Genomic DNA, 20,971 nt, shown 5'->3' with positions numbered 1-20,971 from the left:
GAGCAATAACTTTTACTATGCAAAAAATTCTTGCCCGCTTAAACGAACATCAGTTAGAAGCCGTTAAACAAGTGGATAGCCCACTGCTAGTTTTAGCCGGTGCGGGTTCAGGCAAAACCAGTGTTATTACTAGTAAAATGGCCTATTTAATTCGCAATCGTGGCATGGCAGCTCGTAACATCTGTGCCTTAACTTTTACCAATAAAGCCGCCCGTGAAATGCGTGAACGGGTGAACAAAATGCTCAGCCGCGAAGAGGCCAAAGGTTTAACCGTTTCAACTTTTCACTCCCTAGGCTTAGACATTATTCGCAAAGAAGTTAAACATTTAGGCTATAAAAGTGGTTTCTCTCTCTTTGATACCGAAGACACCAAGGCTTTAATGCGTGATTTAATGCACAAGGATGAGCAAGCCGATACCGACACTATTAACCAGGTTCAATATTTAATTTCTAATTGGAAAAATGATTTAGTTGAACCAGAAGAAGCAGCCAACCTAGCAAGCGACAACCCTAAAAGCCCACTGGCTGCTAAGGTATATGAAGAATATAACCGCCACTTGCGTGCCTATAACGCTGTTGATTTTGATGACTTAATTCGCCTGCCTGTACTGCTTTTTCAAAACCAGCCAGACGTGTTAGAAAAGTGGCAACACCGAATGCACTACCTTTTGGTAGATGAATACCAAGACACCAATATCAGCCAATACCGCTTGGTTAAGTTGCTCACCAACTTAAGAAAAACCTTTACTGTGGTAGGTGACGATGACCAGTCCATCTACTCTTGGCGAGGTGCTAGGCCAGAAAACCTTAATCAACTGAGTGAAGACTTTGTTAATTTAAAAATTATTAAGCTAGAACAAAATTACCGTTCAACTGAACGTATTCTAAAAGCTGCTAACCAGCTAATAGCCAACAATCCCCATGTGCATGAAAAAAAGCTGTGGAGTGAACTCGGTTTTGGTGACCCTATTCGAGTAATAGAATGCCAAAATGAAGAAGCGGAAGCCGAACGAGTAGCGGCAGAAATAATGACCCGACGCATTAAAGAGCGCTGCCACTGGAAAGATTTTGCTGTGCTTTATCGGGGTAATTTCCAGTCGCGTATTTTAGAAATAAAACTGCAAGCCTTTCAAATTCCTTACAAAATAAGCGGCGGTACTAGCTTTTTTGCTCGCAATGAAATCAAAGATATTATGGGCTACTTGCGGCTACTCATTAACCCAGCAGACGATAACGCTTTTTTACGCATTATTAATATTCCACGCCGTGAAATTGGACCGGCTATTTTAGAAAAACTAGCCACCTATGCAAAAGATCGTGAAATCAGTCTTTTTTCAGCCTGCGATGAAATGGGTTTAGAGCAGTACTTAAAAGCAAACCAAGTGGAGCGTTTAAGACGCTTTACGCATTGGCTAGGCCGTATTATGCAGCAGTGTGAAACCGGTGACCCTATAGCCGCCTTAGGTGAAATGATTCGTGACATGGATTACGAAGCTTGGCTACACCAAAATGCCAGTTCACCCACTGTCGCAGAACGCCGCTATGCCAATATTTGGGTATTAATAGATTCTTTAGCAGAAACCTTAAAGCGAATGCAGGAAGACGACGACCAAGTAGGTATTCGTGAAGCCATAGCCCGCTTGGTTCTACGTGATTTATTAGAACAGCAAGAAGAAGAGGATGATTCTGACAAGGTACAACTCTTAACTTTGCATGCTTCTAAGGGGTTAGAGTTTCCTCAAGTATTTTTAATTGGCATGGAAGAAGAGTTGCTACCCCACCGCAATTCCATAGAGTCAGATACTATTGAAGAAGAAAGACGCCTTGCTTACGTGGGCATAACGCGTGCCCAAAAGGTATTAACCCTTTCTATGGCAAAGCAGCGTAAAACTTATGGTGAAATGTTCGACTGCACACCCAGCCGCTTTTTAGATGAGCTACCAGAAGAAGATTTAAAGTGGGAAGGCCGCAATACAGAAGAAGAAACCAAAGAAGATAAGGTGCAACGTAAAAAAGACCGGATTAGCGCTTTAAGAGCCATGCTGAATAGCTGATGTAAAAAAAGCCTGCATTAATGCAGGCTTTTTTGTTTTAGCGGCTAGCTTCTACTATGTAATCTACGGCTGATTTAACTTCGTCGTCAGACAGCTTAGGGTTACCACCTTTAGCTGGCATACCGCGAATACCATTGATAGAGTGATCATACAAAGTAGCTATTCCCTGCTCTATACGTGGTGCCCAAGCTGCAGCATCGCCACGCTTAGGAGCGCCAGCTGCACCCGTATCATGGCAAGACATACATAAACCGTTATAAACATCTTCTGCAGATTTAGGGCCAACCACTACAGGCGCAGCTACACCGCCACAATCCATACCCTGCAAGCAAAGCTCACCCGATGGCTTAAGGCGTTCAGCAATAGCGTCTGCACTTACGTTACTGGCCGTGGCTTGCGCTGCAATTAAAAGGCCTAAACCTAAAACAGCTGCTGCAGCCAGAATACGGGCAACCTGAATGTTATGTTTCACTCTCACCACCTCTAGTCTGTTTTTTTGGGCAACTAGGATAAGATTCATAACCCTTAAGCCTGCTGTTGCCTGTTGTATTTAATTTAATGCTAAAAATTTGTGGGCTGATTATACCCAACTAAGCACAGCTGCGTAACCATCTATCTAATGATCTTTTGTCGCATAAAGAATTATTATCTTGCGAAATAAATGTAAGCTGCTTAAATAGAAGGCAGTTTTAGCGTTCCCGCTTTGCATGGAGGTGGAAGTGTCTCAGTTGTTAATTCGTTATTCTCGTATCCTTGAAATCATTGGTGATATCGTCAAGGTACAGGTTCCCGCCTCTGAAGCTAGCTCTTCGCAAATCAGCTTTGGTGACCTAGCATTAATTGAAGGCAGCACAGATAACCAAGATGTACTACCCAGAACCGCTCAGGTTATTTTATTAAAAGGTGAAGAGGTTTCGTTACAGGTTTTCTCTGGTACTAAAGGCCTTTCTACCCATTCTGTTGTGCGCTTTCTAGGTCGCCCTATGGAAGTTACCTTTTCTCCCAATATTTTAGGTCGTGCTTTTTCTGGTACAGGCAGCCCCATAGATGGCGGCCCTTCTTTAGCTGATGAACCTAAAATAGAAATCGATGGCCCTACCGTTAATCCAGCCAGACGTATTCTAGCTTCTCGCATGATTCGCACCGATGTGCCGATGATTGATGTGTTCAATTGCCTAGTTGAAAGCCAAAAAATCCCCATTTTCTCTGTTGCTGGTGAACCATATAACCAGCTATTAGCCCGCATTGGTTCGCAAGCCGATGCTGATATCATTGTTTTTGGCGGTATAGGCCTTATTTTTGATGACTACCATTTCTTCCGCAAAACCTTTGAAGACTCAGGTGTTTCAGCACGTACCGTAATGTTTGTACATCAGGGTTCTGACCCAACGGTAGAAGCCTTGCTAGTTCCTGATATGGCACTGGCGGTTGCTGAACGTTATGCCGTTAATGAAGGTAAGCGTGTATTGGTACTGTTAACTGATATGACAGCCTATGCCGATGCGCTTAAAGAAGTTGGTATTTCTATGGAGCACGTCCCTTCTAACCGTGGTTATATTGGTGACTTATATTCTCAGCTAGCAAGACGCTATGAAAAAGCCTGTGACTACAAAGGCGCAGGTTCAGTAACGATTCTTTCGGTAACCACCATGCCCGGCGATGATGTGACTCACCCAGTACCCGATAACACGGGTTATATTACCGAAGGGCAGTTTTACCTAAACAATGGCGTTATTGATCCTTTCGGCTCGCTGTCACGCTTAAAACAACACGTTATTGGTAAGGTAACCCGTGAAGACCACAGCCAAATTATGAACACCCTAATTCGCTTTTATGCTGCCGCACAAGATGCCCAGCAAAAGCAATCCATGTCGTTTGACTTAAGTGAATTCGATGAGCGAGTGCTTAAGTTTGGCGAACTTTTCCACGAACGCTTTATGGAAATTAGCATTAGTATGCCGCTTGAAGAAGCCTTAGACCTAGGTTGGCAAACCCTTGCAGAATGTTTCAAAGAAGAAGAACTGCTAATGCGCCAAAACTTAATTGATAAGTACTTCCCTAAACAAACCGCTACTGAAAACGCCTGACAGGAGTTGCAGCCGTGAGAAAGGTAGCACTGAATAAAAGCACGCTAAATAAAGAAACGGGTAAGGTTAAGGCCTATAAAAAGTTTGTTCCTGCGCTAGACTTAAAGCGCAAACAACTCTTAGCCGCGCGTGCCAAAGCACGCCAAGCACTCTTAGAAGGAACCCAAGAGCTAGAAGCGCTGCACCGTGAAGTAAGCGAACAGCTACCTATGCTGGCTAACTTTCCTGGTGCGGTTGATAAACTGATTGATGTGCAAGAAATTAAAGTGGGGCAGGTTAACTTGGTTGGCTTGTTACTACCTGAAATCACCAGTTTAAAACTTGCCATCAAACCCTATTCTTTTTTAGCCACTGATCACTGGATGGATCATTTAGCCCGCTTGTTAATTAAAGCAACAGAAATAGAACTGCAACAAAAAATATTGAATAAGCGCTTAGAATTACTCAATAAGGGTGTGCAAAAAACCACTCAGCGCTTAAATCTCTTTGATAAAGTGCTTATTCCTCAAGCACAAAAGAATATTCGTAAAATTCGTATTGTGCTTTCCGACAATGAGCGGGCAGCTGTAGTTACTTCTAAAATAGCTAAAAACAAACGACTTAAGGCAGAACAGGCATGAGTATTCTGCAACTTAAAAAAGCCTCGTTAATTGGCTTAACAGAAAACAAAATGCACACCCTAGACAAGTTACAAAAGCTAGGTTTAATGCATATTATTCCTCTACAAGAAGTCAGCACCCACAAAGTAGAAGAAGATGAAGAAATTAATCCAGAGCTTTTAAAGCGCTCTTTGCAATACCTGCTTAGTTGTCCTAACAAGCGCCGCCAAGTTACCCGTGAAAACAAGTTTAATCTAAAAGAAGTGGTTCATGCCGTTGATAAAAACCACTCAGAGCGTCTTTCGCTCACGGAAGAGCGTGATTTCTTAGAAAAACGTATAAAAGATTTAGAACCTTGGGGCGAGTTTTCGCTACCCGATTTAAATGATTTAAACCATCAGCGTTTTTGGTTTTATCTAGTTCCCAACTTTAAAATGAAAGAAGTGGCAACCACCAGCCTACCTTGGACAGTGGTTCACCAAGGTAACCGTAATAGCTATCTAGTGGTTATTTCACCAGAAGAACCTGCCGCTAATTTAATGCCAGTAGCACGTACTCACACAGGCTATATTCCTCTTAGTCAATTACGTGAAAAACTAGAAGAAACCGAAATTGCTTTAGAAGCAACCGAAGCGCAGCGCGAAGCCTTAACCCGTTGGATTTATCTATTACAGCGTAGTATTGCTAGCACTGCTGATGCTTCATTATTAACCGAAGTCGCTAACCAATCCTTAGACTTTGATGAAGTCTTTGCCCTGCAAGGCTGGATAGCTGAACGTGATTTAGACCAGCTACAACTTTTTGCAGAACAACAGGGTTTAGTCTTATTAAGCGAAGACCCTGAAGAAACTGAATTACCACCTACCTTTTTAGATAACTCTGAACGGGTGGGTGGCGGGCAAGAAGTGGTGAGTTTCTTCCAAACACCAGGCTATCGTAGCTGGGACCCTTCCCGCGTGGTGTTTTTCTCTTTTGTTAGCTTCTTTGCCATCATCATGTCCGATGCAGGCTACTCGCTGGTTTTAGGTGCCATTATTGCCTACTACTGGAAAGCCATGAGCCACACAGAAACCCATCGCCGCCTGCGCGCTATGGGAGCTGCACTTGCCGGTGCTGGCTTTGTTTGGGGTGTGCTGGTCGGTGGGTATTTTGGTGCTTCTGCGCCGCTGCCCTTCCTTGGCTCGCTAAAAATACTTGATGTGAATGACTTCGATTCCATGATGCTACTGTCTATATGTATTGGCGCCGCGCATTTAATTCTTGGCAATCTAATGATGGCTTGGGTTAGGCGCAAGTCAACGCAAGCCCTGTCTTCAATCGGCTGGGCAACGGCTGTTCTAGCCACATTATTTGGTTGGATATTTGGCTTTACCCAGCTGCATTGGGTGGTATTTGGTGTTGGGCTGGTAATGGTACTGCTTTTTTCTGGCGAAAAAACCAGCTTCAGCCTAGCAACCCTTGTCTCTGGTTTACTGGCTTTAACCAACCTAACTAAAATTTTTGGTGATGTGCTTAGCTACCTACGTTTATTTGCCCTAGGCTTAGCTAGCGCCTCACTTGCCATTACATTTAACCAACTCGCTGCTGATGTTGGTGCTGCCCTACCAGGCATAGGTTTACTACTACAAATGCTTATTCTATTAATAGGCCATTTACTGAACTTTGTTTTAACCGTGGTTAGCGGAGTCATACATGGCCTGCGCTTGAACCTTATTGAGTTTTATAACTGGAGTTTGGCTGATGAAGGTTACCCCTTCCAGCCTTTTGCAAAACGGGAGGTAACACCTTGGATAACCTAATACTCGCCCTTGGTTGGGCTGGGCTTTATGGCCCTATGGCACTGGGCGCTATAGGTAGCATGATTGGCTGTTCTTTGGCTGGTCAGGCTGCGGCAGGCGCACTGTTAGAAACTGAAACCGGCCATGGCCGCTATATAGGTATCTCTGCGATGCCTTCTTCTCAGTCTATTTACGGCATAGTGGTTATGTTTGCGCTTAATCGTGAGCTTACTTTAGACAACGCCCCTGGCCTTGCAGCGATAGGCTTGCTTTGTGGTTTGGCGCTAATGTTCAGTGCTATTTATCAGGGTCGCAGCTGTGCTTCTTCCATTAATGTGTCAAAAATTCGTCCAGAAATTTTTGGCATGTCCTTAGCGCCAGCCGCTATTGTTGAAGGCTTTGCTGTTTTCGCTTTTATTTTTGCTCTGGTAATCAGTGCTGGTGTACCTGCCTAGGAGCTGAAAATGACTGAATTGCAGAAGAACCGCGCCTCGTCAGGTATTGAAGCTTTAATTGATCAGCTTAAAGATCAGGGTGTGCAGAAGGGTCGTGATAAAGCTGCACAAATTTTAAAAGATGCTCAGGCAGAAGCTAAGTTGCTGCTTAAACAAGCACAGGATGAAGCCAATCAGCTAAAAGCTAAAGCAGAACGAGAAGCAGCTCAGCGCCGTCAAGCCGGTGAAGATGCCCTAAAAATGGCCGCTCGTGATTTACTACTTGATGTGAAAGAAAGCCTAGCCCGTAGTTTTACCGATCAAGTTGAGCGTCTCATTAAACAACAGATGGACAGCCAAGAGTTTATGCAGCGCATGATTCTAGAGCTAGTCGGTCGCGTTAGAGATCAGTCTGAAATTAATGCCGCAGACCAAGTAGAAGTTCTCTTACCAGCTCAATTTATTGGTTTAGATGAGCTACGCCGCAATGCCAGTGAATACAAAGAAGGCCGTTTAAGCCAATTTGTACAATCACTTTCTGCCGACTTGCTACGTGAAGGCGTAAGTTTTAACAGCCATCAAGGTGAAGGTATTCGTGTTCGTTTGCTAGATAAAGAAGTGGAAGTTGATCTAACCGACAAGGCGATAGCACAGCTTTTACTACTTCACTTGCAACCCCGTTTTAGGGCGCTGCTCGAAGGAGTTATTCGCTAGTGACTCGCTATTATACTCTGGTAACTGCCTTGCCAAACCTCCCTGCTTTGGCCAAGTGCAAGCAACTGCCTATCTCAAGAATTGCATTAGATAGACGCTTAACAATGCTCAGCGATGAGGACTTGTTACAGTTGCAGTTAGCTGAAAAACTTTACCACCAGAGTGAAGCATCACTAGAAAACCTGCCCGACAAACCGCTAGTGCTTAATTGGCAGCGCCAGCTAGAAAAAATAACCTCCCAACCTATTCGTGAACGCATTAGTTTACGCCTTGAATGGCAAACCTTATTAGCGGCATTACGCTATCGCCGTGAAGGGCATAGCCCAGAAAGCTTTTATGGTTATGGACGCTGGACAGGACTCATTCGCCGTAATTGGCACGACCCTTTATTTGGTTTAGACACTGCTCTGCCTTTTTTAAGCAAGTTACAACCCTTGCTAAACAAAGGGCATTCGGGCGAGCTTGAATATCAGCTTACTAATCTACTCTGGAAGGACCTGTTATTTGTTGAACGCAGCTTTCAGTTCACCCTAGAAAGCGTAATTTGCTTTGTATTACGCTGGGGTTTAGCAGAACAGCACATTAAAAGTGATGCTTCTCTCGCGCTAGATACCTTTAAGCGCATGAGTGAACAACTGCTGGGAACTTCAGCCATCACAAAACACTTGGAATCAGCCTTTGAGGAACTTTCCTAATGAAGGATGCACAGATTACTGCCCGAGTTGCTGGTGTACGTGACGATATCGTTACTATTCGACTTGAAGCAGATGAAAGAGGGAAGCTTTTCCCACTGGTTAAAAACGAAGTTGTTTATATTTGCCCAACACGTACGCCCGACGATGGTCGCCAAGAATTTTTGCAAGCCGAAGTATTGCGTGTTCGTCATGGCGAAGCCGATGTACAGGTTTTTGAAAACACCCGTGGTGTGGCGATAGGTGACCCTGTTCGCCAATCAGGCCAAATGCTTTCCGTTACGCTGGGTCCAGGCTTGCTGGGTGAAGTTTATGATGGCCTGCAAAGCCCCTTAGAACAAATTGCGACCCAGCACGGTTTTTTCTTGCCACGAGGTTTGCAAGTCGAAGGCATAGACACTCAAAAGCAATGGGCTTTTCAGCCCAGTGTTAAAGTGGGCGCACGTTTAAAAGCCGGTGACCCCATAGGCCAGGTTCAAGAAGGCCGTTTTAAGCACAAAATCATGGTGCCTTTTGCTCAGGTGGGTGAAGTAGAAATCACTTGGATTCAAGAAGGTACTTTTACTGTAGATACTGCCGTAGCACGCTTTCGTGACCGCCATGGTGATGAAAAAGAAATGACTATGCAGCAAAAGTGGCCAGTGCGCATTCCTGTTTCTCAGCCACTCTTAGCTCAGCGTTTCAGTGAGCGGCGTTACCCAGACGAACCCATGCTGACTTCAATTCGTCTGATCGACACTTTCTTTCCTGTTGCTAAAGGTGGTACTGCCTGTATTCCTGGGCCTTTTGGGGCGGGTAAAACCGTTCTACAAAACTTAATTTCACGCTTTTCTGATGTAGATATAGTGGTTATTGTTGCCTGTGGTGAGCGAGCCGGTGAAGTAGTAGAAACCATTACCGAGTTTCCTGCCCTGCCCGACCCCAAAGGTGGCACCTTGATGGACAGAACCATCATTATTTGTAACACCTCATCCATGCCAGTTGCTGCCCGTGAAGCCTCGATTTATACAGGCATCACTTTAAGCGAATACTACCGCCAGATGGGTTACAACGTATTGGTTATTGCTGATTCCACCTCACGTTGGGCACAAGCCATGCGTGAAACCTCAGGCCGCTTAGAAGAAATTCCAGGCGAAGAAGCCTTCCCAGCTTATCTAGACTCGTCTATTCGTGCGCTTTACGAGCGAGCTGGTTTAATTGCCAACAACGAAGGTGAGCTAGGCAGCCTAACTTTAATAGGCACGGTTTCTCCAGCGGGCGGTAACTTTGAAGAACCCGTTACCCAATCTACGCTGCGTACCGTTAAAACCTTCTTAGGTTTAAGCGCCGACCGTGCTTATAAGCGTGCTTATCCTGCCGTTGACCCTTTAATTTCTTGGTCACGTTACCTAGATCAGCTTTCAGAATGGTATGGCGAAAACCTAAGCGAAAACTGGGTAAACAATGTTAAAAAGATGCATAACTTACTGCTGCAAGGTGAAGAAATGCAGCAGATGATGCAAGTAACCGGTGAAGAAGGTGTCACCTTGGGCGACTTTTTAATCTTTAACCGTGCCCAATGTTTAGACCAAGTCTATTTGCAGCAGGATGCTTTTGATGATGTTGATGGTTCAACCTCGATGCAGCGCCAACAAACCATGTTTGCACTTTTACAGCGTTGCTTGTTTGAACACCCACCCCTGCCTGAAAAAGACACGATTCGTGAGCATTTCACTCGCCTAACCAGCGCCTTCAAAAACCTTAACTACAGTGCTGAAGGCAGTCCAGACTACCAACGCTATTGGAAAGAAATCCACCAGCTCAGTGGCTTAGTCTTGCCTAAGGTAGCCGAAGCAGAAGAAGAGCAGGACTAGCAATTAACTAAATACTTACACTAGCGACCCCCACCCAAATAATTGCGTGGGGTTTTTGTTTTTATAGCACTTAGTGCTACAATAAAACACATTAAGGGGCTGCTGAATGAGAGTATTTAAAAACCGCTGGTTCAATCAATGGGCAACAAGTGAAGGCTTAAGTGATACTTCATTACTAATAGCTATTGATGAAATTAATCGTGGCCTTGTCGATGCAAACTTAGGAAGCAATGTTTTTAAAAAACGTATAGCGTTAACAGGAAAAGGAAAAAGTGGTGGATTTAGAACACTTTTAGCCTACAAGACTGGTAAAAGCGCATTTTTTATTTATGGGTTTTCTAAGAAGGCTCGTAGCAACATTAACACCAATGAATTAAAAGCATTGAAACACCTAGCTAAAGAGTATTTTAGTTACAGCGACCAAGAGCTAACTAAAGTGCTTTTGCAGGGTGCATTAATTGAGGTAACAAAAAATGAATAAATCTATTTTAGATGTCATTCACTCTAGTGCTGAAGACTTACATGCTGCTGGCGTAATGGATTTAGCCACCTTGCGTGAGTTTGATGCTCTCTGCTTACCTCCTGTAGAGAAATATACGGCATCACAAATTAAAAGTATCCGCACACACATTAAAGTAAGCCAAGGTGTGTTTGCAGCCTACTTAAACACGAGTATTTCTACCGTTCAAAAGTGGGAGCAAGGTACAAAAAAACCTAATGGGCCTTCACTTAAACTACTTAATCTTGTAGCAAAAAAAGGGCTAGATGTTTTAGCCTAAGTATTTATAAAACATTGACTTAAAAGTCAGTGCAAACGCCTTACTTGCCCCGGTGTTTGTTGGTAGGTTCGTTTAAAAGCATGGGTTAGTGCGCTTTGGCTAGAAAAACCAACCTGATGGGCCACTAAGTCTAAAGGTAGGTGGGTTTGTATTAACAGCTCTCTGGCTCTTTCTAAACGTGCTTGCAATAGGTATTGCCCTGGCGTTTTTCCCGTGGCCTCTTTAAAAAGCTGATGAAAGTGCCCCGGGCTTACGCAGGCAACTTGGGCTAAACGCACCACTGGCAACTTTTCACTTAAATGCTGTTGAATATAAACTTCTAGCTTGACTAAATCTAAGCGTTTGCGAGAGCCAGCTAACTGAGGGTTAGCAGTAAACAAGCGTTGGTAAAGTGAGCCTAAAAACACCTGACTCATGCCTTCTGCCGCAGCATCTGAAACCTGCCACAGACTTGCTTCTCTTGCCATAAAACTAAGCAGTAAGCGCAAACTGGTATCAGCATTAAAGTAGCGGGGTTTATCAAACAGGCGCTGAAAGCTATGGCCTGCTGCCAACTGCGGCAAGTCCATGACTATATGCTGGTTTTCGCCCAAGCCCTCATAAAAATGCACTTCGCCCGAAGGCACTAAACAACCATGCAAAGCATCTACTCGCCCACCATAACCGGCTATTTCAAACTCGGCACTGCCCGACAAGGCAATCACTAGCTGATGGTAATTATGATCATGGTGCAAACAACGCTCAGGTAAAGGAAAACACCTTATTCTTGTTCTTGGCTGCATAACGCTTACCTTTTAATAAATCCCTACTAAATAACTCTACTACTGAGTTTGGAACAAAAGGTTCAGAGTTTCAAACAAATAAACCTTCTTAATACCCGCCAGAATTCAATTAGAGAAGAACAATAATTCTTATTTGGAGTTTGCTATGACCCACTGGGATAAAACTACCCACCATTTAGATGCCCAAGGCTTACTCTACCCAGAGCTAGAAAAAGCTAACTTAGCTGAACTAGAAGAGTCGATTACTCAACATGCTTTAGTTGATGAAAACACTTTTATGGATGAGTTGGTAAAAATAGTTAACCACTCGCCCTCAACTATAGAAAAGTTAAAGCAACAAACCATTGAACTGGTAAAAGCCGTACGTCAGCAAGATGATGCCGTTGACAGTATTGATCTGCTTCTACAGCAATATAGCTTAGATACTCATGAAGGCGTGTTGTTAATGTGCCTTGCTGAAGCCTTGCTGCGTGTACCTGATAGCGCTACTGCCGATGCGTTAATTCGTGACAAGCTTTCTGTGGCAGACTGGAAACAACACCTAGGTAAAAGTGATTCCCTGCTGGTTAATGCCTCAACTTGGGGCTTATTAATGACTGGCAAGCTAGTTAATTTAGATCAGCGCAATCAAAAACCTGTACCCGTTTTAAATAAGTTAGTGAACCGCCTTGGCGAACCCATGATTCGTGCTGCTATGGCACAGGCAATGAAAATTATGGGACACCAGTTTGTATTAGGCCGCACACTGAATGAAGCCTTAAAAAATGGTCAGCCCTTATTCAATCAAGGTTACACCTACTCCTTTGATATGCTCGGTGAAGCTGCACGAACAGCCAAAGACGCTCAAGTTTATTTTGATGCCTACCTAGAAGCCATCGAGTTACTAGGTAAAAAAGGTGCCAAGCTAGCCGGTGATGCGCCCGCCCCCTCCATTTCTATTAAGCTATCTGCCTTACACCCTCGCTATGAAGCGGGTAAACGTGAGCGTATTTTAAAAGAGCTGACTGCCAGCTTAACGCAACTCACACTAAGAGCGCGTGAGCTAGATGTCGCCGTTACTATTGATGCTGAAGAAGCCGACCGCTTAGAGTTATCGCTAGCAGTGTTTGCCGCTGTTTATGCCAGCCCAGCCGCCAAGGGTTGGGGAAGTTTTGGCTTAGTATTACAAACCTACTCCAAACGTGCTTTACCGGTGATGCATTGGTTAATAAAACTGGCACAAGAGCAAGGTGATGAAATTCCTGTTCGCCTAGTGAAAGGTGCTTATTGGGATACCGAGATTAAACATGCTCAAGAATTAGGCTTAGCTGGCTACCCTGTTTATACCCGCAAAGCCAATACTGATTTAGCCTACCTAGCCTGTTCCCGTTTAGCCCTTTCTGATTTAGCTAAAGGGCATATTTTTCCGCAGTTTGCTACCCATAATGCGCATACATTAAGCTGTTTATTAGAGATGGCAGGCGATAGACCTCTAGAGTTTCAACGCTTGCATGGTATGGGTGAAGCACTTTACAACCAAGCCCTTAAGCTTGCACCTAAAGGCAGTTATTGCCGTATTTATGCTCCTGTAGGCGCTCATAAAGATTTACTCCCCTATTTAGTTAGACGCTTATTAGAAAATGGTGCCAACTCTTCTTTTGTTCACCAGCTAGTCGATGAGAAAGTACCTGTTGAGCATTTATCCGTTCACCCACTAGAACAGCTGGCCAATAAAAAATCTTGGTCTAACCCAAACATTCCTCTTCCTTTAAATCTCTATGGCAAAAACCGTATTAATGCTCGGGGGCTTAGCTTGAATATTAACGCACAACTTAAACCGCTCTTAGAAAAAATTCACAGCTACGCTGCTCACCAATGGTCAGGCAAACCTTGGCTAGCTGAATCAATTAATCTACCTGCTGGTGCTACTAGCAAGGTTTTCAGTCCTTTTGATCAAGAACAGTTGGTTGGGGAAATGCAGTGGACTTCACCAGAGCAAGTAAGTGCAGCACTGGATGCCGCTGAACTAGCTTTTCCAAGCTGGAATGCTACCCCTGTAAGCGAGCGAGCAGCCTGCCTTTATAAGTTAGCTGATTTATTAGAAGAAAATATGCCCGAGCTAATGGCTTTATGTGCCAGAGAAGCCGGTAAACAACTGGCTGATGGCATTGCTGAAGTACGTGAAGCAGTTGATTTTTGTCGCTACTACGCCCAACAAGCAGAAGAAAAGTTTAGTGAAGCACAGGTTATGCCTGGTCCTACAGGTGAATCTAACGAGCTGTATTTAACCGGTCGTGGCATTTTTGTAACCATTAGCCCTTGGAACTTCCCCGTGGCTATTTTTCTTGGTCAAACCCTAGCTGCGGTGGTGGCTGGCAACAGCGTTTTAGCTAAACCGGCCGAACAAACATCTCTGGTGGCTAGTCGTTGTATGGAGCTGGTTTATGAAGCCGGTATTCCACGCAATGTATTGCAGTTGCTACCGGGCAAGGGTTCTGAAATTGGGCCTTTATTAACCAGCGACCCTCGAGTAACGGGTGTTGCTTTTACTGGTTCTACTGCCACAGCTCAGGTTATTAATCGTGCACTTGCTGCTCGTGAAAATGCACCGCTGGCCACTTTAATTGCTGAAACAGGCGGTCAAAATGCCATGATTGTTGATTCAACCGCACTGCCTGAACAGGTAGTTGCCGACATAGTTGAATCCTCTTTTACCAGTGCAGGGCAGCGCTGTTCTGCACTGCGTATTCTTTTTGTGCAAGAAGAAATTGCCGAGCGGCTAACAGAAGTATTAATTGGCGCTATGGCCGAGTTGCAACTAGGTGATCCACGCGACCCGGCAACCGATGTAGGGCCGGTGATTGATGAACAGGCTAGAAAAGGCCTAACAGCCCACCTAGATAAATTTCGCGCACAAGGCCGTATTATTGGTGAAACTCAACTGCCAGAAGCACTTAACCAAGGCTTTTTTGTTGCACCCACAGCCATAAAGATTGAACAGCTAGAAGAGTTAGAAGAGTTAGAAAAGGAACAATTTGGCCCTATCTTACATCTGCTTACTTATAAAGCCTCTGAAATTGATCAAGTTATTGCTAGTATTAACCGCACAGGCTACGGCCTAACTTGTGGTATTCAGAGTCGTAATGAACAGTTTGCCGCCTACTTAGATAGTCAGTTAAGGGTTGGCAACCTTTACATCAACCGCAACTTAATTGGTGCGGTTGTTGGCGTTCAGCCCTTTGGTGGTATGGGGCTGTCTGGGACCGGTCCAAAAGCGGGCGGTCCTCATTACTTGTTGCGCTTTGCTACAGAGCGCACTCGTACAATTAATACCGCTGCCATCGGGGGTAATGCCAGTTTACTTGCCCAGTCAGATGAAGATACGACTCAACTATAAAAACAAAGGTATTCAATTATGATTGTAAATAACACTGTCGTAGGCTGGACGTTTATTGCCTACATAGGCGTGATGCTGGCAATAGGCTGGGTGGCCTATCAGCGCACACAAAACCTTGCAGATTATATTCTAGGTGGCCGAAGCCTTGGCCCTTGGAGTTCTGCCCTTTCAGCTAGCGCATCGGATATGTCTGGCTGGTTGCTTTTAGGTCTGCCGGGTGCAGCCTACGCCTCAGGTTTAAGTGCTAGTTGGATAGCGATTGGCTTATTAGCAGGTACTTGGTTGAACTGGCTATTTATGGCACCTAGATTACGTCTTTATAGCTTCAAAGCGAACAATTCTTTGACCTTGCCAGAATTTTTGGAACAGCGTTTCCGTGACAAAACCAATATGTTAAGGGTGGTTTCGGCTTTATTTATTCTGCTGTTTTTTCTCTTCTACACTTCGTCAGGTTTGGTTGCAGCAGGCAAGCTTTTTGAAACCGTTTTCAACCTAGATTACAAAATGGCCGTTATCTTAGGTACCTTGGCGGTTATGTCTTACACCATGTTTGGTGGCTTTTTAGCTGTTTCTTGGACAGACTTACTGCAAGGTTTAATGATGGCAGTCACGCTTGCTATTGTGCCGCTTTGGGCTATGGGTGAACTGGGTGGGGTTAATGCAACCTTCAGTAGCATCAATGACCTAAACCCTAACCTGCTCACTTGGTTTAGTGATGCCGAAGGCAAGGCCCTAAGTGCCCTAGGTATTATTAGTGCCGTTGCTTGGGGGCTGGGTTATTTTGGCCAACCCCACATTTTGGCACGTTTTGCGGCGATCAAATCACACAAACAAATTCCAACAGCTCGCCGTATCGCTGTAATTTGGAGTGGTTTAACCCTCGTTTGTGCCATGCTAATCGGTTTAATTGGTACGGTATTTATTAAAGGCGACTTAGGTGATGGCGAAACCATATTTATGTTTATGGTGAATGCCCTTTTCCACCCACTGATTGCTGGTATTCTGCTCTCCGCTATTCTTGCAGCGATTATGTCAACAGCCGATTCTCAGCTATTGGTTTCTTCTTCAGCCTTAACAGAAGACTTTTATAAATCACTGTTCCGCAAAGATGCCAGTGAAAAAGAACTTGTAAAGGTTGGTCGCTTAACCGTTGTCTTCATCGCTTTTGCTGCCATGTTGTTAGCGCTTAACGAAAACAGCACTGTATTGGATTTAGTTTCCTATGCTTGGGCTGGCTTTGGTGGCACCTTTGGTCCTGTGCTACTGCTTTCACTTTTCTGGAAGCGTTCGACAGCACTCGGCGCAATGGCGGGTATTGTTGTTGGTGGTGTTACTGTTGTTAGCTGGGCGAATATGAGTGGTGGTATTTTTGAGCTTTACGAAATAGTCCCCGGCTTTATCTTGGCGGGTATCGCTATGATTGTAATGAGTTTAATAAGCCCTGAGCCTAGTGAAGAAGTTCAACAAGAGTTTGATGCGGTAGTTGAAGAAGCATCTAAATAAATCTTTAGCCAGGGACGGCTTTCAATAACAAGATTAGAGAAAACTTAAAACAGCAAAAACTTATATAGAAAAACAATTGGTGATATATCAATGCTATATATTAAAAATAATACTAAATAACCCTTCTTACCTCAAGTCTATAGTGCTAGCATCTGCTTAGTAATACTGCAGCCTTTCTTTACGCTAAAACCTTTATGTAACTAAATCAAATCAAGCAAAACACCCAGGTTGAGTTTGTTGTTTATGCTATTCATTAAACTAGAAATCAAGCAGCATCCTATCGTTGTATTGATATTAATGTTATTTGTTTATCATATTCCAGCTTGGGCAGACGTTGTCCTGCCTGACAGTGCAAAACCTGGCAGCTCTAGGCAAGATTTAGAAACCAAGTTGCCATCTTTGCCTGAAAATCTGCTAGCTATCCCACCTTTAGTTGAACGCCCTTTAGCTACGGATGAAGGCGATAGAATTACAGTTAATAAGTTTCTTCTTATTGATGCAAGAGACTTGCCTCACCACTCTATTCTTGTTGCTGATTTAGAAGCCATATTAGAAGATGCTAGAGCTAGCACATCAGAGTTTACAATTGGTCAACTAGAGCAGGTTGCCAACCAGATTACTAACTACTATAGGTCACGAGGCCTCATTTTATCTAAAGCTGTTTTACCTGTACAAACAGTTGAAGATGGTCAGGTAAAAATACAAGTTATCGAGGGAAAGCTTGGGCAAGTATTAGCTGATGGCAACAAGATTTATAGTAGATCAACACTTGAGCGACCTTTCAGAAGCCTGCTAAATGAACCAGTGGCTCAGGATGACATTGAATCCTCCCTGCTTATTTTAACTGATTTCCCCGGCTTAGCAGCTTTTGGTATGTTCCAGCCTGGTAAAAAAATTGGTGAAGCTGACCTGCTCATCAAGGTACCTAATGAAGAACGCTTCAATCTCACCCTCCGTGCTGACAATCATGGATCAGAAACTACCGGACAATACCGTGGCCGTGCACAAGTTCATTGGAATAATTTAACAGGAAATGCAGATAGGTTAAGCCTTGTCCTTCAACAAAGTGCCCAACCAGCTAATAGTCTTTATTTAGCAGGTGAATACCACCTAATTCTTAGTAAAAATTGGCAAGCCAATGCTTTTTTACGTCACAACACTTTTGATGTTGACTTGGGTAAAGAGTTTGAAGGTTTGGAGATAAGCGGCTCTTCTAGCCAATATGGTTTAAGCGGACGTTATATTTGGATTCGTAGCCGAGAAAAGAACCTTTCAACCCGATTAGATTTGGCTTCAAAACAAGCAATAACTAACCGCATGGGTAAAAAACAAAATAGTGACCAGCTTACCGTACTTACTCTTGGTGTTAACTATGATTCCGTTGATACTCGTTTTAATGGTTTAAATTACTTAGGTGTAGAAGTAAGTAAAGGCTTTAATGACTTTCTAGGTTCTATGGGTGATTCTGCCAGCGCGTATGAAAAAAGAAGTGCGAGAGATGCTGTACCTAGCCGACAAGGCGCTACGCTAGATTCAGACAAAAGAGCACCCTATGCAGAAGGTGAGTTTACTAAGTTGTTTTTCTTTTATTCTCGCCTCCAAAACTTAACAAATAACTCCTCTCTGTTACTAAGAAGCGAGCTGCAATACTCACCAAGCCTACTGGTTCCTATTGAGCAATATGCTGCAGGTGGACCTGACCATTTAAGGGGTTATTTAGCTTCTTATACCCTTTATGATTCAGCAGCTTTTATTGCACTTGAATACATTATTCAGGCACCTTTCTTGGGTGATAGCCAAGCTTTTTCTGGCTGGAAGTGGCGAGATCTACTCCAGTTTTCAATTTTTTATGATCATGCCATTGGTAATAAGAACGACCCTTTACCTAGAGAAATTGAAGGTAATTTTCAATTATCCAGCCTAGGTGCGGGGTTACGCTTTTCTGTACCTAATGAACTAAGCTTAAGATTACAACTAGCCAAACCTTTACTTGACGAGACTGGAAATGACAAAACAGAAGCGAAACCACAAGCGTGGTTCGACTTTGCCTGGCATTTCTGAACAGCCTAGGCTTAAACCCACAGCACTAGCTGTTGCGCTAGCTATGCTTGCAATGGGCAGCAGCCAACTCTATGCGGCAGGGCCAACTGGAGGCGCTGTGGTTGGTGGTACAGGAACAATTACTAACCCTGACGCCAACAATACTAAAATTGAGCAAACCAGTGACCGCCTAGCGATTGAGTGGGCTAGTTTTAATGTTAGCAAAGACCATACTGTACAATTTGCACAGCCAAACTCTAATGCTTGGGTGCTAAATCAGATTAATGATACTAACCCAAGTCTTATTGAAGGAAACATTAATGCCAATGGACGGGTTATCCTTGTCAATTCCAATGGGTTACATTTCACCAGCACTGCTCAGGTAAATGTAGCTTCATTAATTGCTTCAGGACATCAGTTAAACACTACTGACTTTATGGCTAAGAACAGCCAGCTAACTGCTAATCAAACTACTGGGAACGGAGATGTAGTAAATGCCGGAACGATAAAAGCAGCAACTGGAGGTACTGTTACTCTACTGGGTAAGCGTATTGAAAATACGGGTAAAATTTTTGCTAATGCAGGACAAGTAAACTTAGCTGTTGGTAAAACCATAACTTTAGACTTTGCTGGTGACAACCTTTTAAAATTTACTATTACTGAAGCTCTAGCAGAAAACCTAGAAACAAAAAGCTCTGCTATTTTAAATAGTAATACAGGTGAAATTAATTCTGAGAGTGGCAGTATAATTATTGAAGGCAAGGTTGCCTCCAGCGTTTTTGATAATGTGGTAAATAATCAAGGATTAATTAGGGCAAAAGGTATTAGCTCGTCTGGTGGTACAATAAAGCTTATTGGTAGTGGGGGATCTTTAAGTTCTGTTGCTAATACAGGTGAATTAGATGCCAGCGCAACAAGTGCTGGAAATAACGCAGGAACAGTCACACTTAATGCAATTAACTCCTTATTAAATTTAGATGATCAAAGTAAAATTATAGTTAATTCAACTGATGCAAAAAGTGGAACCATTAACCTTTTAGGCAACAAGATAAATTTAAGTGGAAACCAGATATTTACTACTGGCGGAGCTATTGATTCAAAATCAGACAACCTTATTATAAAAGCTACTGACAGCATAAGCCAAGATACTAACGCAAAAATAAATATAATTACTAACCAGTCTGGCATCATTCTAGAGGCTGTAAATAAAATAACTTTAGATGGTGGTATAACAACCAATAATGGCAACATTAAAATAGAAACAACAGCTGCCACAAGCAGTATTTTGGGTAAAGGTGATCTAAGTGGTAATGAAGTTACCCTTAATTCTGCAGGAGAAATTGCTGTAGAAGGAGAAATTGCTGGCAGCAAGGTTTTACTTGAAGCAAAAGGTAGTCTTGGTACGAGTGATACACTAAGAATAAAAACAAAAACAAACAATCTAGGTGTGTTCAGTGATGATGTAGCTTGGATTAGCAATACGAGTACAGATGAAACAACCCTAGTAGCAAATACAACTGGTTCTTTTAATTTTATCAATACTGGACACAATATAACAATAGATAAAATAAAAAACTCATCAGGTACTGAAAAAAAAGGGATTACTGCTGAAAAAGTTCTCATGGGCCTATCTGCAGGCTTAACACTAAATGAAGCAATCAATACCACTGGCACTATTAGCATTGAAGCAACAGGTACTATTACAACCAAGGCAAGTATTAAAAGTAGTAACAATGAAATAAACTTAAAAGCTAGCACCTTTGAATTAAACCTAGGTGAAATAAACTCTGGTACTGGTGGCTTAAAAATGGAAGCTACTAGCACTGCCAACGCTGCAACAATTATTAATCAAGATTCTGGCCAGGGTGGGATAATTGCAAATAACTTATTACTTATAATCTCTGGCACAGGTACAGCACGAAATATAAATCTTGGCTCAAGCAGCAACAGCATTACACGATTAGCTGGAAACAGTAGTGGAACTAGTGGAGGCGGAAGAAATTCTGCAAAATTAAAGTTAAAAAATAGCAAAAACCTAACTATTGATAAAATAGGTGATGTAACTGGTTACCAAGGCGAAGATGTAGATATAGAGTTAATAGGTTTAGCATCTAAACTAGAAATAAAAAGTAACATGGATGTACATTCTCTTAAAGTTACTGGTAATTTTGATTTAGCAAATAACAAGGAGCTAAAAGCTAGTTCTCTAGTAATTACAGGCACTACCAACTTAGCTGGTGATGTCACTACCACAGGTACCCAAACCTATACCGGTGCAAC

16 protein-coding genes are annotated in these 20,971 nt (G+C 43.2%); 14 read left to right on the top strand and 2 right to left on the bottom strand.

The features are described 5' to 3' along the window. Positions 1-17: 17 nt before the first annotated feature. The gene (gene rep, locus H571_RS0101900; protein ID WP_036217257.1) at positions 18-2,054 is read left to right on the top strand and encodes a DNA helicase Rep; all 2,037 of its coding nucleotides are present in this window, start codon (positions 18-20) and stop codon (positions 2,052-2,054) included. 37 nt (positions 2,055-2,091) lie between these two features. Here the strand turns inward: rep and H571_RS0101895 are convergent, their stop codons facing one another. Then, positions 2,092-2,526, bottom strand: a complete 435-nt coding sequence (locus H571_RS0101895; protein WP_245562308.1) for a c-type cytochrome — start codon at positions 2,524-2,526, stop codon at positions 2,092-2,094. 247 nt (positions 2,527-2,773) lie between these two features. Here H571_RS0101895 and H571_RS0101890 point away from each other — a divergent pair, with 247 nt between their 5' ends. The 9 genes from H571_RS0101890 to H571_RS0101850 all read left to right on the top strand — a co-directional run bounded on the left by H571_RS0101890 (position 2,774) and on the right by H571_RS0101850 (position 10,990). Further along, positions 2,774-4,141 carry a V-type ATP synthase subunit B gene (locus H571_RS0101890; protein WP_027847826.1) on the top strand — a complete coding sequence of 456 codons (1,368 nt, stop codon included), beginning with the start codon at positions 2,774-2,776 and terminating at the stop codon, positions 4,139-4,141. A 14-nt stretch (positions 4,142-4,155) separates the two neighbouring features. Next, positions 4,156-4,761, top strand: a complete 606-nt coding sequence (locus H571_RS0101885; RefSeq protein WP_027847825.1) for a V-type ATP synthase subunit D — start codon at positions 4,156-4,158, stop codon at positions 4,759-4,761. Beyond that, positions 4,758-6,539, top strand: a complete 1,782-nt coding sequence (locus tag H571_RS0101880) for a V-type ATP synthase subunit I (protein ID WP_027847824.1) — start codon at positions 4,758-4,760, stop codon at positions 6,537-6,539. The genes H571_RS0101885 and H571_RS0101880 overlap by 4 nt, the downstream gene beginning before the upstream one ends. Next, positions 6,527-6,973 carry an ATP synthase subunit C gene (locus H571_RS0101875; RefSeq protein ID WP_027847823.1) on the top strand — a complete coding sequence of 149 codons (447 nt, stop codon included), beginning with the start codon at positions 6,527-6,529 and terminating at the stop codon, positions 6,971-6,973. The genes H571_RS0101880 and H571_RS0101875 overlap by 13 nt, the downstream gene beginning before the upstream one ends. A gap of 9 nt (positions 6,974-6,982) precedes the next feature. After that, entirely contained in the window at positions 6,983-7,666 is a 684-nt protein-coding gene (locus H571_RS0101870; RefSeq protein ID WP_027847822.1) for an ATPase, read from the top strand. After that, positions 7,666-8,361 (top strand): hypothetical protein, encoded by a 696-nt coding sequence (locus tag H571_RS0101865; protein ID WP_027847821.1) that lies wholly within the window; start codon positions 7,666-7,668, stop codon positions 8,359-8,361. Before H571_RS0101870 ends, H571_RS0101865 begins: the two co-directional genes overlap by 1 nt. Then, positions 8,361-10,211 carry a V-type ATP synthase subunit A gene (locus H571_RS0101860; RefSeq protein WP_027847820.1) on the top strand — a complete coding sequence of 617 codons (1,851 nt, stop codon included), beginning with the start codon at positions 8,361-8,363 and terminating at the stop codon, positions 10,209-10,211. The genes H571_RS0101865 and H571_RS0101860 overlap by 1 nt, the downstream gene beginning before the upstream one ends. Before the next feature lie 106 nt (positions 10,212-10,317). Continuing rightward, complete coding sequence (locus H571_RS0101855) at positions 10,318-10,692, top strand: type II toxin-antitoxin system RelE/ParE family toxin (protein WP_027847819.1); 375 nt, start codon at positions 10,318-10,320, stop codon at positions 10,690-10,692. After that, positions 10,685-10,990, top strand: coding sequence for a helix-turn-helix domain-containing protein (locus H571_RS0101850; protein WP_027847818.1), 306 nt, complete (start codon positions 10,685-10,687; stop codon positions 10,988-10,990). The genes H571_RS0101855 and H571_RS0101850 overlap by 8 nt, the downstream gene beginning before the upstream one ends. Before the next feature lie 26 nt (positions 10,991-11,016). On the opposite strand, the gene H571_RS0101845 is transcribed toward H571_RS0101850, so the two are convergent. Next, positions 11,017-11,772, bottom strand: coding sequence for a helix-turn-helix domain-containing protein (locus H571_RS0101845; protein ID WP_211219747.1), 756 nt, complete (start codon positions 11,770-11,772; stop codon positions 11,017-11,019). A 145-nt stretch (positions 11,773-11,917) separates the two neighbouring features. Here H571_RS0101845 and putA point away from each other — a divergent pair, with 145 nt between their 5' ends. From putA to H571_RS0101825, 4 genes are all read left to right on the top strand, one after another. Then, the gene (gene putA, locus H571_RS0101840; RefSeq protein ID WP_027847816.1) at positions 11,918-15,148 is read left to right on the top strand and encodes a bifunctional proline dehydrogenase/L-glutamate gamma-semialdehyde dehydrogenase PutA; all 3,231 of its coding nucleotides are present in this window, start codon (positions 11,918-11,920) and stop codon (positions 15,146-15,148) included. Between the two features lie 18 nt (positions 15,149-15,166). Beyond that, positions 15,167-16,651: a sodium/proline symporter PutP gene (gene putP / locus H571_RS0101835; protein WP_027847815.1), complete on the top strand. Its 1,485-nt coding sequence runs from the start codon at positions 15,167-15,169 to the stop codon at positions 16,649-16,651. 243 nt (positions 16,652-16,894) lie between these two features. Continuing rightward, positions 16,895-18,712: a ShlB/FhaC/HecB family hemolysin secretion/activation protein gene (locus H571_RS0101830; RefSeq protein ID WP_027847814.1), complete on the top strand. Its 1,818-nt coding sequence runs from the start codon at positions 16,895-16,897 to the stop codon at positions 18,710-18,712. Then, the coding region (locus H571_RS0101825) for a two-partner secretion domain-containing protein (protein ID WP_156887826.1) at positions 18,657-20,971 on the top strand (2,315 nt) is incomplete at its 3' end. The genes H571_RS0101830 and H571_RS0101825, both read left to right, overlap by 56 nt.

It is taken from the genome of Marinospirillum minutulum DSM 6287 (assembly GCF_000422325.1).
GTDB classification, from domain to species: domain Bacteria; phylum Pseudomonadota; class Gammaproteobacteria; order Pseudomonadales; family Halomonadaceae; genus Marinospirillum; species Marinospirillum minutulum.
This window is presented reverse-complemented; position numbering and strand designations above follow the sequence as displayed.